Genomic DNA, 17,592 nt, shown 5'->3' on the forward strand with positions numbered 1-17,592 from the left:
ACTTGCGTAATGACTAAGCTTGTAGGAAAAGTCCTATATTCCTAGTTATGTATTCATACGGTTATCGTGCCTGTTAATGAAGGCTTTTTTGGATGCTCAGAACTGATCTGAAAAATGCCTTGGTGGAACGTGCACCTACGTCTTCTGGACAGCCAGGCGAGGATGTGCAGACATCTTCGCCTGGCTAAAGAGAGAGGTCATGTTCTTATGCTTGAGATGACGTTGTTGGCCAAGCCAGATCTTTCAGCGAAATGTTCTGTCCTGACAATTCTGATAGCCTCGGACACATTAGCGCCTACGCCCCGAAGCTGGTTAATTCGAAGCAGCTCGGCGGAGTTTTGAGTTGTTGTAATGGCAACGGGCTTGAGCGCTCCGCGAGCTGGCTCGAAGAGACTCAGATCTATACTGCCCAAGCTACTTCGACTTCGGATAGTTCCACCGCTCAGCGTACTCATGGCTGACGCCGAAGCCGATGAAGCCGATGAAGCCGACGAGGCAGGAGATGCAGATGAAGCCGATGAAACGCTGCTGACGGATCCACTCCGGGATGTCTGTGTTCCTATCGCGGAACGAGAGCCACCCGAAACGCCATCCACAGTCGTATCCACGGCCTTGGAAGCAAGCTTCGCGGGCTGGAATAACCTTGAGGCGCTCCTTATAAGTCCCGTTCCCATACTTGCAAAACCTGCTGCATAGGCGATGTAACTGGCAGTCTGGTCTCCACTAACGGCGGCTACAGCCCCGGCTGCGGCCGCCGTTGCGGTAAGTGCCGTGGTTGCAACCAGCGCAACGGTTGCCGCTGTCCCTTCTGCTACGCCCAAACCGATCATCGGTACCGAAATCGGTGCCGAAAGGCCGGCAGTCATTATCAGTGACATGACCCCCGTTACCGCAAAAAACGCGCTGACTGCCACGCCGATCCAGGACATCCACCCGGCACCACCCGACCCGGATGACCGCTTCTCTTCATAAGGGCGCGGCAACGGACCGCCCTGAGTACTGGCATCGTGTCCGGTAGGATCGCGCAGCGCAATCGGGTTGCCCAGGCAATACATATAAGGGTTGACGCCGCCCGACGCGAAAGGGCTCAGCGAGTCGGGGCTTTGAAAGCGCATCAGGGTCGGGTTGTAGGCCCGATAGCCCTTGCCTAGCAAATACCAGCCGCTGGATGTATCGCGTACCTCACCGTTAAAGCCCAACGTGGTGAGCAACAGCTCGTCGCTGTGACGGCCACCGTAGGCGTTGTACACCGCCGCTCTGAGCGTGTCTTGCTGGCATTCTCCCAGCACGCTGTTGTTCTGATCGGTAAGCAGCAGCAGGGTCTCTTCATCCTTGCCTGCGCTCTGCTGCCCCAATGGTTGCTCATCCAGATGCAGGTAGTGAGTGCGCCGGTCGTCCTGAACGCTACTGCTTAACTGCTGGTCCTGATAAAAGCGCAATATCTGACTTTCGTGACCGTGGCGAACGCTGATCAGATCATCGTGGCTGTCATAGCGGTACTGGCTGATGGGTTGACCATCAGGGCTGTGGACAGCCACCAGGCGACCCTGCGAGTCGTAGCTCAGCGTTTGACCGTGCTCGTCGTTGAGCTGGTTGCCGTTTTCGTCATAACGCAGGTTTGCCGTAGTCCCGGAGAGTGAATACGTCACGCTCGACAGCTGGCAGGGATCGTCGATGGCGTAGTTGAAAATTGCCAGCTCCGATTTTGGTTCTGTCTCCTCTGCTGCGTCCTCATAGAAGGTAGTCTGGAGGTACTTGATGTTGTCCAGTGCATCGAATGAGAAGACCTGACTGACAATTTTCCGTCCCTGTGCATCTCTGGGCAGACTGCTGCCCGAACAGTCATACACAGTAAGGCGTCCGCGAACATCGTACTTGAACTGTTCGCAAAGCAGGCTGCTATCACCCTCCTTCAAGTGCCTGCTTTTCAGCAATCCGTCGGAGTTCCAGACCTGCTCGAGTGTGCGCTCGGTCTGTTGGTTCAGCCTCTGCCGTCGGAGAACTTCCCGTCCCTGGTGGTCGTATTCGAGCCGGGTAGTGAGGGCCGTGCCTGCGCTCAGGTCATGGGTCACCAGGCAACCGGGGCGACTGAGGGGGTCGTACTCTACGCAAACCTTCAGGTTACCCTGCACGATACTTTCGACTCTGCCGAGATCATCGTAACCGAAGACCGTATCGAGGCCTGGGTCATCGCCTTGCTGGAGTTCGGTGCGCTTGATCGGAAGCCCCTGGAAGGACGTCTCGTACTGCGTTTTCCAGGTTCGCTTCTGCTCGTCGAGCCAACTCTCTTCTTTAAGACGGTTGAGTACGTCGTAAGCGTAAGTGCGTTTGCCCTGAACATTCTCGGCGCCGGTCAATCGGCCGCTCTTGGGATTGTAGGTAAATGTCGATTGCTCATCCTTTGCGCTGCTGGTAAGCGGCTGGCTGGTGAGCGCCGGGTTGTAAGTGAAGCTGATCTCGTCGCCTTTGGCTGTGGTCCGGGTCTTGACCTGTTTCTGGTCGTCCTCGTAGGCGTAGCATTCGATCCGTGGTCCTGTCCTGGTTTGCGTCAGACGCTGCAACCCGTCGAAACCCTGCGTACCTGCGAGTGTTTTCGTCGTGCTGTCCTCATGAATGACCTCGAGCGCGATCGGTAACTCAGCGCTGCTGTGCGCCGCGTAATCACGTGTGATCACGCTGTTGTCTGGCAGCAAGGTGGTGGCCATGCGGGACCAGGCGTCATAACCGAATTGGGTGTTGACCCCGAGTTCGTCGGTTTGGGAGGTGCAACGGCCCAGGCCGTCGTACAGGAAATGCTGGGTACCCACGACCTCCTTTAGTGCCCCCAGCGTTTTGAGCCTGATCGGTTTGCCAAACAGGTTCAGCCAGGCCTCACTGTGATTGCTGATGTCTGGCGTCGAGCCGCTGCTCTGTATCCAGTTTTCCTGGATCGCGCCGTCATACTCATCATTGCCGATGGGGTTGAAATGCTGGTGGGACTGGACACCGTCATCGCCGGTGATGGTGCATTGCTGGTTCCAGTCGTCGTAGGCGAAGTAGCGGGTCAGGGGCTTCTGCTGACCGTTGCGGTAGTCATAAGCCGTCTCCTGCTGCACATTGTTCCAGGGGCTGTACAGAGCTGCGTAGGTCTGGCACATGACCTTCGGATCAACGGTATCGATGTTGTCCTGTTCTTCATAGATAGCTCGACCGATCCCGTCCATGCAGGAGCGGGTTTTTACCCCGTGCGCGTTGGTCAGCACCTGCTCTGCATGTTCCCCGACGGTTGCACAGAGGATGTATTGATAGTCGCGAGTGGCCTCGAAATCCGTGTCCTTGGCCGTGGTTTCCCGAGTCAGCCGGTTGAGTGCGTCGTACTCATAGCGGTTTTCCACGCCTTCGGCCAGCGTCAGCCATTCATGCCCGGTCAGGGGTGAAAGCTGCCGCACACTGGTGCTGCTGACGTTGTCAAAATCGGTGCTGAGGGTTTTGGTGATCTGTTGCACCGGTACGTGCAACTGAGCGCTGTCGATCAGGCTGTATACGTAGTCGGTATGAGTCGATTTGCCATTCAGGCTCAGGGTCTGGCGCTGGAGGCGCCCATGTAGAAACGGCTGGTCCGGCAGGTTTGAATAGGTGTTGACCGTCTGCTGCAGTTCAACGTCCTTGCCTGGGCCGTCGGCATCGAGGTGTACCAGTGTTTCGGTCTGGGGCACAATCCATTCGGGCAGTTCGCTGCCACTGGTTGTCGGGAAGGCAGCGTACCTAAAGCGAGTCGTCAGGGTGGGTGCGCCGTCCTGATCCGATAGGGCGGGGGTAACCGTTCTTTCTTTCAACTGGCAGACAAACCCTTCGGCATTGGGAGGGCATTCACCTTCGACCCCTTCAGCGGGATACCACGTCTGGGTCTCGACGATACCGTCGGCACGGGTTTTCATCAGCAGATTTCCGTGGCTGTCATAGGTGTTGCTGATGGTTTCACTGCGGCTGCGCTCAGGTTGGTTCAGTACGGTCCAGGTCGTTTTTACATCCTTGGGCATCTGACAGTAAGCGGGCTGCTCGGAGTAGCGTTTGCCTTCCTCGATGTAGTAAGTGGTCTCTACGGTCTGCCGATGCTGGTTCTGGGTCGTGACTTCCCTGGCCACGAGATGAAAGCGGTTGAATGTTCGTTCGATACTGCGTACGGCCACGTCGTCGACCCATAGGCTTTCGGTGCAGGCATAGTCATAGGTGCCCAGGTATTTGAAGAGGTTGTCCAGGCCGTTGTCTTCCCAAGCGACGTTCAGGCCTGCCCCTAGAAAATTGTGTGATTGCTTGTAGGTGTAACGCACATCGATCTGCGGCTGTTCAAAGCCAGGATCGACGACATGCCGGGTCACTCTCGGCAGTGGCGGACGGTGGGCGCTGACTGGAAATTCATGACCGCGGTCCTGGTAATGGACGAACTCCTGACTGCCCGTCGGCGTTTCCACGTGCTTGATACATACCTGACCATCGTTCTCGATCCCGTATTCGAACCGCCACGAGGCCTGATTCTCGGTCGGCAGCGTGATACGCGAGACGTACCGGCTGCTGCTCGTCAGGTACATGATGAACTGCGCAAGTGCCTCTCCTTTTGGCCCTGCTTCTGGATACAGCGAGATCTTGACGCTCGAGTCTCCTTCGCGCTGGATATTCAGTAGCGTGCGATCCAGATCGTCCCGGATCGATTCAAGCAGTTGGGTATTACCGAAGGGCTTGTGCGTCAGCCAGACCCTGTGACCGGAGGCTGCGATGATCTGCTCCGGCCAGGCCATGCGTTTGTTGCCGCTGCTGTGCACTTTGAGAATTTCGATCAAGCCGGATTTGTGAGCCACCCGGAAGTGGTAATCGTCCACTTTATAAAAATGAAAAGTGTCGAGTTTCTTTTCCGACATGGTCAGTTTGCCGATACGGGTATGCACGACGCGGCGTGTGCGTTTGCTGACGCGAGTCTGCTTGCTGTAGGTCTTGCGTTTGGCGCTGTCAGTCTTGCTGGCGGCTGCAGCGGGTCTGGTGGACCGGGTCCTCTTTGTGTAGCGGGTGCGCAGGGTACGCTTGATGAATCTGCTGTTGCTGGTTCCATCAACGCAGAACGTCTCGCCCGTACCCAGTGACAGGATGTGAGAATCGGGATCGTAGTGGGACAGTTGCAGGCTCCAGCCCAGGCCATAGCCGATGTCCTGCGTCAGGAGCGGGCTGTAGGACAGCGTGGGGGTGATTCCCGGCCCGCGCAGATCATTGGCCTGCAGTTCGGGCAGATTGATCGACACGTTGTACAGCCCGGTACGCGAATCGACACCGCTTTTCAGACAGCTCATGAAGTTGAGCGCATTGGAGTGCACGGAGGTGGACGCGGTCATGAGAATAGGCCTCGCTGAATGTTGGCTGGACGAGCGCACTGGTTGACCGTTGTGCAATCCATGCGCATGAGTCATTGGCGACCCTTCAGCCAGTTCTGTCTGAGAGATCCGCGTGACTGAAGGTCTTTTTCAACCCTACCAGTACTGAGCGGGTCAGGAACCTAGCAGTTGTACGAGTAGGCAGCCCGCTCGCCTGGGCGTAAAAAAACTCTACTCGCAGCTTTATGGCTGAACGCACGAGCTCTCACTGCCGAGCGTATACACGAAAGGAGCTTTACTTCATGGCCGCCGATCTTCCCGCCCCCAAGGTTCCCGACCTGCAGCAGCCAGGTAACTACATTGATCTGGTGCAGTTGGGTACTGCGGATTTGCTGACCTATGTCGACTATCCCGGCATTGCCGACGGCCAGTACTTCTTCATCAACTGGCGCGGATGCGGGGCCCATGGCGAAGTGGTGGATCAGTTTGAAGATATATTCAAGGTCGAGAATCCGGGCACGGAAGGCATGCCGGTAACGCTCGAAAATAAAGTGCTTAAAAACCTGGATCAAGGGTGGGTTTTCTACTCCTATAAACCGTTCGATTCCAGTCAGCCGGATTTGGAAATCGAATCACTCCGACTGTTTTTCTATGTCGGAGAGCGTCCCGTTAGCATCGCGCCATTGGCCGTGCCGCAATGCAAGCAATCCCATGACCTCAAGCTGGATCCGGCGCTACTCGGCTCCGGGGCGGTTCGTGAGGTTTTGATGGTGACCCCGCCGTACCGGGCGATGCGAGCGGGTGACAAGGTGGTGCTTACGTTGAGGCTCTATCATCCGGACAACGGTTTTCTGATTGACCTGGTCCAGTCTCACACGGTGGTCGATCATGAAGTGGGGCAGCCGCTGGTGTGGAAAGTTGCTTCAAACGAGCTGCTCATGATCGAAAACGGTTACGCCCTCATGAGTTACAAAATCAGTTATGTAGACTCCGGTTTGAGCACCATGAGCCCTGTTCAAACGCTGGATATCGTTGCTCCGGTCGAGGCGCGGTTGCCCGCACTGGAAATCGTCGGGTTCAACGGTGGCTCACTGGATCCCGGGGCCTATCCCTATGGCATCACGCTGAAAGTCACGCCCTACTCAGGCATGCGGGTTGACGACGAGGTGGTTGTCTATGTCAGTAGCGACAGCCAGTGGGTGAAGACCCTGCGCACCGATGTCTCGACCCTCGACAGCCAGGTGCTCGAGTTCAGCCTGGCGCAGCAATGGCTGCTCGACAATAACGGCAAGGACGCGGAGTTCATGTACCAATACGCACGGGAGGGTGTCGCGGGCAGCTCGGTACTGCGCACCGTTACGCTGCGCCGCCCGCTCGACCTGCCGCCGCCGGAGATCGAGCTCGCGATTGTCGACGGCGACATTGGATGGGGTGTCGAAGGGCATATCTTTGCGGTGAGGCTGACCGATGGGGTGACGATCCGTATTCCCGAAGCAGCAGTCATTGGAGACGACGATACGGTGCAGATGCACTGGAACGGCTATGGCAGCACCGGGAGTTTCATTGCCGACCCGTCGGCAGAGGATCCTCGACTGTTTTTCATTCCTGCAGCGGCGGTGCCTGCCAATATGGGCAAGCGTCTGGACGTTTACTACAAGGTGAAGCCTGCGGGAGAGCCGGCCGGTACATCGAAGGTCTTCAATCTTGAGATCAGGGGCATCGACGAGGGCTGGCCGGCCATTCAGTACATTGAGCCACCCCTTGTCGATGGCTCGCTCTGGCTTGGCGAGGTGAGCGCCGAAGGCGCGGGTGTCGAGTTGGGTTCCTGGATCTACATGGCCGAGGGACAGCGTGTTCGCGCCAGGCTTGAAGGGCTCTCTCTGATTGGCGATACGTCGCTGACCTTCGATCTAAGGACCGGCGCCGATGAACCACTCACAGCTGATGAACATGAGGCTCAAAAAGTTTCGATGCGCATACCGAAGCGCTATCTGGAAATGCTGGCACGTGACAAGCCAACCACCAGGGTAAGAGTTGACGTCAGCTTCGACGACGGCGCCAGCTATGTGTTGTTCTCCAACGGCGCGTTCATCCTGAGAGACAATGTGCACACCCGTCGCTCAAATATCCCGTCAGGAAATTCGGTTCTGACGGATCATTCGCTGAACAGTCTGATCGCCTGGATGCAGGCCCCTGAAAACACGGTGATGCATGGATGGGGTGCCATCGCGATTCTCGCACGCAGCAAGGCCAATGAACTGTTGGCTCAGCGCTACATTGCCAGTTTCGAGACCGGCGCCTGGTTGCCGCCGGTCAATGGTGTCGTCGAGACGATCCCGGGCAAACGGCTGGATTCCCTTCGCGACTTCAAGCTGGATGCGCCAGGATTCTCCTTCGAAAACCCCGGCCTGGCCCGCGATCATGCGACGCTGAGTTGCCCGGTGACGTCCGGCATCTGGTTGTCGATGAGCCTCAGGGACAAGCAGTGGCAGGTTCAAAGGATCGTGGAAACAGGTCCACTGCTCGGGCCTCGCGTGCTGCTTGATCTGGCCCTGACCCAGACTGCCGGTCGCGTGGATGAAGACAATCGCATCCTGCTTGATCTGAACAACGGTAATGATTTCAGACTGACGGGGGCTGGCACTGATGACGAACAACGCATGCTCGGGACTGTCTTCCGCGATCTGATCAGTCAGTTGCCGGACAATGAGCGCGTATTCGAGCTGGGCCGGATCGAGGCCGGAGAAGAGACCGTCGAGCGGATGAGACCGCAGAGGTTCAGATTGCAGGCGCAGGCAGATCCTGAGGCGGCGCAGCGGGCAGATACTGCAACGCAGGGCGAGGGCGCCATTCTGGTGTGCATTGCAATGGTTGGCGAGGAAGAGGGCGCTACGCTACCGGTCGACTATCCGTATTTCATTCCCAATGACGCCGACGCGAATTATTCAGCCGGCCTGCTAATGGACGGTCGGGCCGCGCCGCTGGCATTGCTGGCGAAGATCGCCAATGCGTTCGACGGTGCCGAGCTCGTATTTGGCAAGGGCCCGGACGGTACGTTGTCGCAGGCTCAGTTGGTATCCGGAAACATGTCCCTGCCAGAGACGGACATTCCTCAGGAAGACCCGAGTTCCCCTGTTGTGCTGCATGAAATGGCGTTTCAGGTCACGACCGATAAGCCATTCACGATTCATTTCGATTCACGCACGATTCAGGTCGAGTGGTCGTCAAGAGCGATGACGGGCATCACGTTCGGCGGCGATTCTCCAGATACGTTGGCGTTCGTGGTCGATCTTTCACTTCAGGCCACTTACCAATTGGTGGACATGCAGTGGCAGAAAACCACCTACGTACTGGATAAGCAAATCACCTACGTGCCTTCCGACAACAGTGGCAGAGACTTCTGGGACATCATCGAGGGCATTTTCGGCGCGATCATAGCCGTTGCTCACGCAGTCATACACGTCCTGTTGAGCGACCGAATCGATCCCTTGTTCGAGCAGGCGCTGGCGGTCGAATCGAGTGTTGAAGACTTTCTCGATGAACATATCAGACTCGGCTTCGGTCAGCTCCTGCAAGGGGAGGTCCTGCGCATACCTGCGGATATCGCGGTCTTCGGCCAGGTCAACCCGACCCTGACCTCGTTTGTCGTCAACCCGTCACAGCCGTTGCTCGCGGCTGGAGGCCGCCAACAGTTCACCACCGACCCAGGCGTTCAAGGTGTCGTATGGTCATTGCCACCCGGTCCCGGTCAGGGCAGCATCACCACGGACGGCATGTTCACGGCCCCGCCGGTCAGCGAGTCCGGTGATGTTGTGCGTGTTCGGGTGATCGCTACAGACACGGTAACCGGTTATTCCAATGCTGCGTGCGTTACCGTGCTGGATCGCGGGCTGACCGTCAGCCCATTGCTCCAGGTCTGCAATGCCGGTGAAACTGTGGAACTGACTGCCTTGGGCCTCAGCGACGGGCCGTTGCAGTGGTCGATAGATCACCCCGTAGCGGGCGAGAGCGGCATGATCAGGCCCAGCACGCTGCCCGATGGCGATCACACGTATGTTGCAGCGCCCAAGGTGAGCGAAAAGACCTACGTACTGGATGAAATCACAGTCACCAGTGATTGCGGAGTCTGTTCGGCATGGATCCTGGTGCTGCAAACACAGCCTGCTCTGACCCTCACGCCATCGAGCCCCACTGTGTCCGCAGGCCAGGTGAGTCTGCGGGCGCGCTGGGGCAGTCATGATGTCGAGCCAGAATGGACGCTACCTGTAGCTCAAACCGGTTCGATCGACCGTGACGGTAATTATCAGGCCCCGGAAAGCAAGAGCCCGCGATTTGCACTGATCTTCGCCAGATTCCATGACGATTTTCTCGGCGACATGTATGGGCATCTCGTCCTGCCGCTTCCGCTGTCAGACTTCGAGGATGAGTTGATGCTGATGGGCGAGTACGCGGAGTCCGTGACTCGATTGTCTGTGGGCAAACCCAAGGCCAGGACCAGGCTGGCAACGGTTGTCGACGACAGCTCGGTGGACGGCATCGCCGAGTGGATGGCCAACCCTGCCAACAATGTGATGCTGGGCTGGGATGCAATTGCCGCCCTGCACCGCAGCAAGATCAATAGGCTGTTGCTGCAGGAGTACATTCAGCGCTTTTCCTTCGATACCTATCTGCCACCGATCAGTGGTGAAGTGCCCACGGTCGTCAATGAATGGGTGGAACGAATTCACGATTTTATACTGGATGCGCCACGTCTCGCGTTCGCGAACGATGACCTGGGGCACTCCCACGCCACGCTGGCCTGCGCCATTCTTGGCGGAACGCAGCTGACTCTGCGCAAGAACGTCGATAACTGGACGGTGACCCGACTGGCGAGAATCGACCCGCTGCAGGGGCCGCGACTGACCCTGGATTTGCGTCTTGACCAGGTTCCCGGTGAGGTTGAAAACGATGGCCGCATCCGCCTGGATTTAAAACACAGTGACAATTTCAGTCTGACATTTGCCGAGTCGGCGTATGAACGAAAGCTGGGCGGGGATTTTTTCAAGGATCTGTTCAATCAGTTGCCGGACGAGAAACGCATCTGGACGATGGGCCTCATCCAGGCCGGTTCCGATGCACTCATGCGCGCGCATTCATTCAAGTTGCGGACACAGACGCGTCCTCAGGCAGAAAGCGATGGTGATGGTGATGGTGATGGTGCGATTCTGACCTTCATTTGCATGGAAGACGGCTCGCCGGGTGGAGATATTCCCGTCGAATACCCTTACCTGATCCCGGATCGCGGCCTCTCCACGGATTGCTCTGCCACAGTCTTGTTCAGCGATGAGCGCATAACCAGAGCGGCGAATGTCGTCGAGCTGGTGGCGCAGGCCGTGGCCACCGCGATTGACGGCGTTGAGTTCGATTACGTCCAAGACACTGATGGTCGGGTGATCAAAGCGACGGCGAAGGGCGGGGCATTGCATATCCCCTCGTCTTCGCAGGATCTTGTCCCGGTGACGGTAGGGTCAACGGTTCTGCGCCCCAGGATCAACAGAGGCGGCGTGGATTATCAGACCAGCCATACGACGTCACCTTTGACGATATCGCTTGATGGTGATCGAAACGCGGTCCTGAGCTGGCAGGCCGAAGCAGAAGAAGGCCTCACCCTACATTTCGTGGACTCGGCATATCCGGTCTTTGCCGCGCTCAACAGTACGACATTCGATGTGACGTGCCGTTATCTGTTTTCGGAACACGACAACGCTCTGGTTCTCAAACCTGATCTAAACAGCGTTGTAAAAAGTGCAGAGGTCACGTTCACAGTTGTCGGAGACGGCGACGTAACGGATCCGGTGCTATGGGCGGCGACCGGGGTCGGGGCCGTATTCATCAGCAACAGTGATGCAAGTCTGCAGGCGGATATTCAGGCACGGCTGGGCAAGGTGCTTGAGCTGAAGGTGGCAGCCAGTCGTTTTATCGAAGAAAGCATCAAGCTCAACTTCAGTCAGGCCATCATCGGCGATGTGTTTCGTGCGCCCCGTGATATCGCCGCATTTGGCCGTGTCGCTCCGGCGACCACAAGTTTTGTGGTCAGCCCGCAGGAACACGTGATGACGGTCGACAGCTCCATGAAGTTCGTTACCGATCCTCCCGGCATGACTGTCGACTGGCGTGTAGACGCGCTGCATGGCGGTTCAGGAGATACGGGTGCTATCAGCGAAGCGGGCAAATATTACGCCCCCGAGGCCGAGTCCCTGATCGAGCCCTTCATCCGGCTGAAAGTCACTGCAACCGATGGCGCAACGGGCAATCACAGCTCGGCACTGGTGACGGTGATTGCCGCGCCGCTGCTGCTCAACCCCTTGATCCAGATCTGTGACGGTGTACAAAGCGTCGAGTTGTCAGGCGGCGCGCTGGGCGTCGGTGAGGTGACCTGGTCGATCAAGAATCCGGTCGAGGGTGAGAGCGGTACGTTGTCTCCCAGTACGCAGCCCGACGGTGATTACACCTATCACCCCAGCTCGGCCGAGCTTGAAAAAAACTACGTGCTGGATGAAATCGTCATGGCCGGCCAGGGCTTCAGTGCTTCGGCCTGGGTATTGGTGCAAAAGAGCATTCCGGTTTTTTCCGTTCGTGCGACGGCAATAGAGCAAACCGCAGCGCAAGTCGAACAGGTCAAACTGGAGGCGTATGTCGGCGACAAGGTGCTTGGTGTTGACTGGGCCATGCCACTGGGCGGCCCCGGGTCTATAACCGATGGCATTTATAACGCGGATTTGGAGGCGCACGAGCATTTCGTGCTGATTATCGCCTCTCTCCTGCACCCCGCCTTGGGCACTCTGGAAGGGCACATCATCCTGCCTCTGCCATTGACCACCTGCTTCTCGCCATAACCTCAAGGAGCGTTGCGGTAACTCAGCTGCTGGAAAAACAGAGTCACACCCACACTGGTATCACAGGAGGTGATGTCATGACCGGTCATTCAACAGAGAGTCTGTTGGCATGGATGCAGGATATAACCCGGTTGAGAGGCTGGGATGCGGTAATCGCTCTCGACGGCAAAGCGGTCAACGGACTGCTCGCACAAACCTGGCAGCTCGGCGTGGGGGAGGGGCTGGTGCAACCGGTTCCCGACGCCAGCGTTGAGATTCCCGATACGAACATTACGCATGTGTTTTCGGATTTCATCCTTGGCCCACCGGCATTGTCGTTCAATGACGGCTCGCTTGAAAGTGCGCCACTGGCGTGGCGAATGTCGACGGTCAGCGGTGTTCATACCGTGTTGGAGAGCGATTCCGGGCACATCGGTATCCTGAAAGTGTTCGCTTACGACCCTTGCGTTTCGCCAAGTCTGCGCCTGGACCTGGAATTGACCAGTCAAGGCCCGGCATTGCAAGTGGACCTGGGCCTGAGTGAAAACGCGCTGCTGGATTTCACCGGCAGCAGCGCGGCAGAACAGCGCGAAACCGGCAGGTTTTTGCAAGACTGGTTGCGTAATCCGCAGAATCCGCAAAGGGTCGTTGAGCTGGGCGTCTTCGGTGACCAAAGCAATCCACTGCTGAAAGTACGCAGGATTGATGCACGCACGCAGCTTGAAAGCCCCGAAATTGAAGGGCAGGGGGTGGACGACTCTGCTGAGGGCAGAGGTGCCTTGCTGCTTTTCACCACGCTGGAATATGGCGCTACAGGCGGCATTCCCGATGCCGACGCCGATTTTCGCTACCTGATCCCCAATGATGCCGGGGAGGATTATTCGGCAACGGCGGTTATTTCCTCGCATGCGCTGCACCGCGCGGCGTTAGGTCATGCGGTGATGCAGGTGCTGGAGAATCCGAGCTTCGAATTTATCGTTCCCGCCGAGAAACCGCTGGCGCAAATGATCGCTACCGAAGGCAAACTTGGCGTAGAACAACAAAATTACAAGAGCGAGGAATTCGAGTTCCAGTCCGACGCGCTCAGCGTTCCAGTCATCCATAGTGGAAAATCCCTGACGCTCGATTTCCAGTACACCGAAGCCGCGCACATCTGGAACCTCCCCGTGCACTTTGACTTCAAGTACAAAGCGTCAGGCGCCAGTGAGTGGCAGTCCCGAAGCGAAGACTTCGACGTCAATCTCAAATATGTATTTGGCCTGGTTCCTTCCGAGTCCGACGATCAAGGCGTGGAAAGTAGCCTGTATTTTCCGTATGAGCCGGGTCCGGAGGTCAGCCTGGTACAGGGAAAGAACGATGATGTCGACGAGTCAGAGCGCTCACAGATCAATGGTTTCGTGGCGCACACCCTCAAACAGGCCTTGATGAAGGCATTTGGCGAAACGTTGCAGAGTCGGGGCTATGAGCGTTTTCTCAACCAGTTCAATCTAGGCGACAGGCAGGCTTTGCAATCTGTGAAAACCCGTCTGCCTCATGACCTGGCGGTGTTTGGCAAGCTCGAAGCCGCTTCATCGGGGTTCAGAGTCGTCGAGCAACAATCGGTGGTCACAGCGGGTGAAGAGCTGCAACTGACCACCCGGCCGGTCCGTACAGGCCTGGTCTGGAGTGTCGATCATGTAGCTGGTGAAAGCGGCGCAGGCAGTCCGGGCACGATAGGCAGTACATCAGGCGTTTACCGTGCACCCGGCGTGCAAGACATGACACAGGTCATTCAGCATGTGCTGGTCACTGTGACAGAACCGGTAAGCGGGCAATTCAGCACCGCAGTGGTGACCCTGCAGCGCCATGCCATCAGCCTCAATCCGCTGATTCAGGTGTGCGACTACGGCGCTCGCGTCGGCCTGTCGGCAGGGAGTCTGAGCGAAAATGATCTTGATTGGTTGATCGTCAATGAAGTGCCCGGCGAAAGCGGCACCCTGGAGCCGGACGACAATGCTGCGCACGCTCAGAGTTACGTTGCCGGTCCTAAGGTGCCGAACAGGACCTACGTTCTGGACAAGGTCGAAGTCAGTGATGGTAAAAACAGCAGCTCGGCCTGGGTGTTGGTCCGCCAGCAGCAGCCGATGTTGACCATCGAGATCGTCCCGGACGGCTCCCTTGCTGAAGACGAGGTTCGCCTGGAGGCCAGGTACGGCGGAAATGTCTACAGCGGTGTTGAGTGGTACATGCCGGAAGGCCTGCCTGGCACCCTTTCCAAGGACGGTGTCTACAAGGGCGACCCCGCAGCGCCTGACCGCTTCGTGATCATCTTTGTGCGGGTCGACGATATTCTGTTCGATCGGCTCGAAGGGCATCTGATCCTGCCATTGCCTTTGAGCCGGCACGGTCAACTGCTGCAGAAACTGTCAGCCCCTCGATTGGAGGGCAGCACCCTGAATCGCCTTCTCGACCGTTCCAATGCGGGCACGCTCACTCAGGGCTGGGGCGCGATCATGGCCATCGGTCGCGACGCGCTCAACCGGCAACTGGAGCAGCAATATGTAGAGCGGCATCGGAACCTCTCTTTTTTTCCGCTGTTCACAGGATCGATAGTGATCGACTTGTCGACACATGACACCGTCTTTCTGAGGCAGATCGAGCTGGGTGTGCCAACCCTGGCTCTCGGGGCCGCAGGCCGTATCGAAGGCCGGGTGACGATGAACGTACTGGCTGGGAGCTACCTCAGGCAACGCCGTTCTCAGGCGGGCGAAACGACAGTAACCGAAAACTTCAAAGTTACCGAAGACATGCATTTTCATGTCGAAATGACTGCGCCCCTGGTGGTGGACGGAGACTGTGATATCAACCTGGACCTGTCCGGCGCTCGTGACTTCACTTGCAACCTGGCCCGCGACGACGAAACCGCCAACAGCAAGCTGGCCGGCTTTCTAAAAGAAAAATTCCCGGAAATCCCGTCGCACCGGTCGGTGTTTTTTCTGCTGGGCATCGACGTGAATCAATATCAGGCCCAGTCGCCAGCGAACGTACGACTGCTCACCCGTGCTGCACCGGGTGCGCAGTTCAGAGGCGCGAAGAACTTTGGGGATGGTGCGCTTGTCCTCCTCATCCAGATGCGTGGCAACAAAAGCGAAGGACGATTCCCGCTGACCAGCGATTTTCCGTATCCGATCCCTGCCAGTCCCGAGGCGAAGGCTGGAAACTCATACGACGCTGCGTTGATAGTCTCCAATGAAATGCTGCGCGGTTCAGAACACAATCGTCAGCCTCTGCTGGACAGTCTGCGTTCAGGGGCCAAGGATCTGTTTGCGCAGGCGGACACACGTGCTGCGGGTGATCTGCTGATGTTCGGCGTGCGTCAGGCAACGCAAGCCAGCATCACGCCATTGTTCTCGACGATCGTGGCCGCAGAGACGCAGAGCTTTATGCTCCACAATGAGCAGGGTCAGACAATCACGGCGCAGAGCTGGAAGGTCTTCAGCCTTCAAGGTCATCGCGACGTACAACACGGCTTTATCACTTCCAATGGCGTGTACACCGCAGCGAATGCAGCGCAGATGGGCTACGACTCGTTACGTGTCGTTGTCAACGCCACCTATGACGATGGCGGGATGACCAGGACAGCCACCGCGCTGCTGAGCGTGGTATCGCAAGCCATGGAGTTGGCACCGCGAGCGGTTGTAGTGGCCGGTAGTGATCAGGTCAGGCCAGTCTTGCTTAAAGCGTCGACGGTGGACGGTGAGGCAGTCGACTGGACGCTGCAAGGCCCACAGATCGGCAGCCTGAGCGAGGTCGAGAACGGGGTGCTGTTTACCCCGGTAGCAAAACTCTGCAAGCGAGCACTGAATGTGCAGCGGATCGTCGCGCAATCGGGGCAGAAAAAAATGGACGCTACGGTATTGATCGCCAATGGTCAGCAGGTACTGCGTATTGAGCCGTCATCTGTTCCGGGATCGCGCAAAGGCGTGGCTGTGCAGTTGCGTGAAGATGCTGCGCTACTGGCCGGTAATCAGCGGCGCTGGAAAATGGCGGGCGGTGCGGGCAGCGTTGATGCCCAAGGTGTATTTACCCCCCCCGAAGACTATGTCGGCACCAGTGTCGTGAGCTGTGAAATCGTTAGCAAATACAATGTAATACTGGCAAGCGGCTACTCCGTGATAAATGTCTCCGAGGTGGAAGAAGCGCCGACATGGTCGGAACTGACGCTGTTCACTATCAAAGTGCCTAACAACAGCGCTAATGCCGCTGAGGGCCATCTTTATGCCAATGGTTATCAGCAACTGGAAGTGGCGGTCGAGGTAGAGACCATGCCGGTCGACGGCCAGCACTGCCCGTTGAGTCCGATGGAGGCCGCGTCCTTACGTCTGACTGACGTCAAAACCAGGCAGGCAATCGGCTCGTTGGTCAAAAGATGCGATTTGCGGCACGGCATTGCCGAGGGTGATCAGCGTAGATACGCGACGAGTAACGTCCCGAACAGATTCGTACGCTCCGCTGGGCTCGCAAACGCTTTTGCGCAGCCTGAGGCCTATCACGTTGCTGAGAGCCGCAGTGATTCTTCCACCTATCAAGACTTCTACCTGCATGCCCGGACGGAGCCTAACAGCACGATGAGGTTATGTGCCGAATTCCAGAAGGACAACGGCCAGTGGTTTGCTTCAGACAACAGAGGCGAGACAAACAGTGAGGTTATTATTATCTCGCGACCTATTCCCGGGTTCGGTGACGATCACTACAGTTTTAAGGTCGTCCGGGTCCAGGGTGATCAAATTCCGACCCCCACGCCTCCCCCTGAAGGCGAGAGTGACTATCCGTTTACGCTCGTGTATCGCTCCACGGATTACTGGCTGTTAGGCTTAAGGTACAACAATACTTCAGAGTATGTGCGCTTCGAAGTGCTGAAATTTATGCCGTGGCGTGTAGGTGAAGATGTTGAAGAACTCAATATCTCCACGATCCTCTGGGAGAGCGAGCAAAGCGCCGAAGAGGTGTTCAGTTGCACGGGGTCTATTTTTCTTGATAAATGTGCAGTCATAGATCCAAATCAAAGTCCAGATCCTTGCGTTGCCCATGCACCTGGGAAAGTGCTGTTCGACGAGGGGCTCAAGCGTGTTATTAATGACATAGAATCTCTGGATATCGACGTGGTGATGACGGCTTTTGAGGCGGGCAAACTGGTGATCAGTCTGCATCGATTCGATAATATACCGTTTATCAAAGCAGGCGATCCGAATCGGGACAGGTTGTACAGACCGCTCGGGGTCTGGCTGCACGATGAGCAAGGAAATATTCATAAGCGTTCCATCCACTATCTGCCGGACGGCGTTGGCAGGCGTAACCGTCTGACGACAACAAACTGGTCAGACTTCAAAAAGAATGATGGAAGAAAGGATTCATAATCC

Annotated in this window: 3 protein-coding genes; 2 read left to right on the forward strand and 1 reads right to left on the reverse strand. The window is 57.1% G+C overall.

What is annotated here, in order from left to right:
* Positions 1–197: 197 nt before the first annotated feature.
* Complete coding sequence (locus tag BZK31_RS06460) at positions 198–5,360, reverse strand: RHS repeat domain-containing protein (protein ID WP_244182639.1); 5,163 nt, start codon at positions 5,358–5,360, stop codon at positions 198–200.
* 281 nt (positions 5,361–5,641) lie between these two features.
* On the opposite strand from BZK31_RS06460, the gene BZK31_RS30020 reads away from it, so the two are divergent.
* The gene (locus BZK31_RS30020) at positions 5,642–12,214 is read left to right on the forward strand and encodes a hypothetical protein (protein ID WP_244182640.1); all 6,573 of its coding nucleotides are present in this window, start codon (positions 5,642–5,644) and stop codon (positions 12,212–12,214) included.
* Between the two features lie 77 nt (positions 12,215–12,291).
* Positions 12,292–17,589, forward strand: a complete 5,298-nt coding sequence (locus tag BZK31_RS06475) for a hypothetical protein (RefSeq protein WP_083181965.1) — start codon at positions 12,292–12,294, stop codon at positions 17,587–17,589.
* Positions 17,590–17,592: the final 3 nt, after the last annotated feature.

Source organism: Pseudomonas floridensis (assembly GCF_002087235.1).
Classification (GTDB): domain Bacteria; phylum Pseudomonadota; class Gammaproteobacteria; order Pseudomonadales; family Pseudomonadaceae; genus Aquipseudomonas; species Aquipseudomonas floridensis.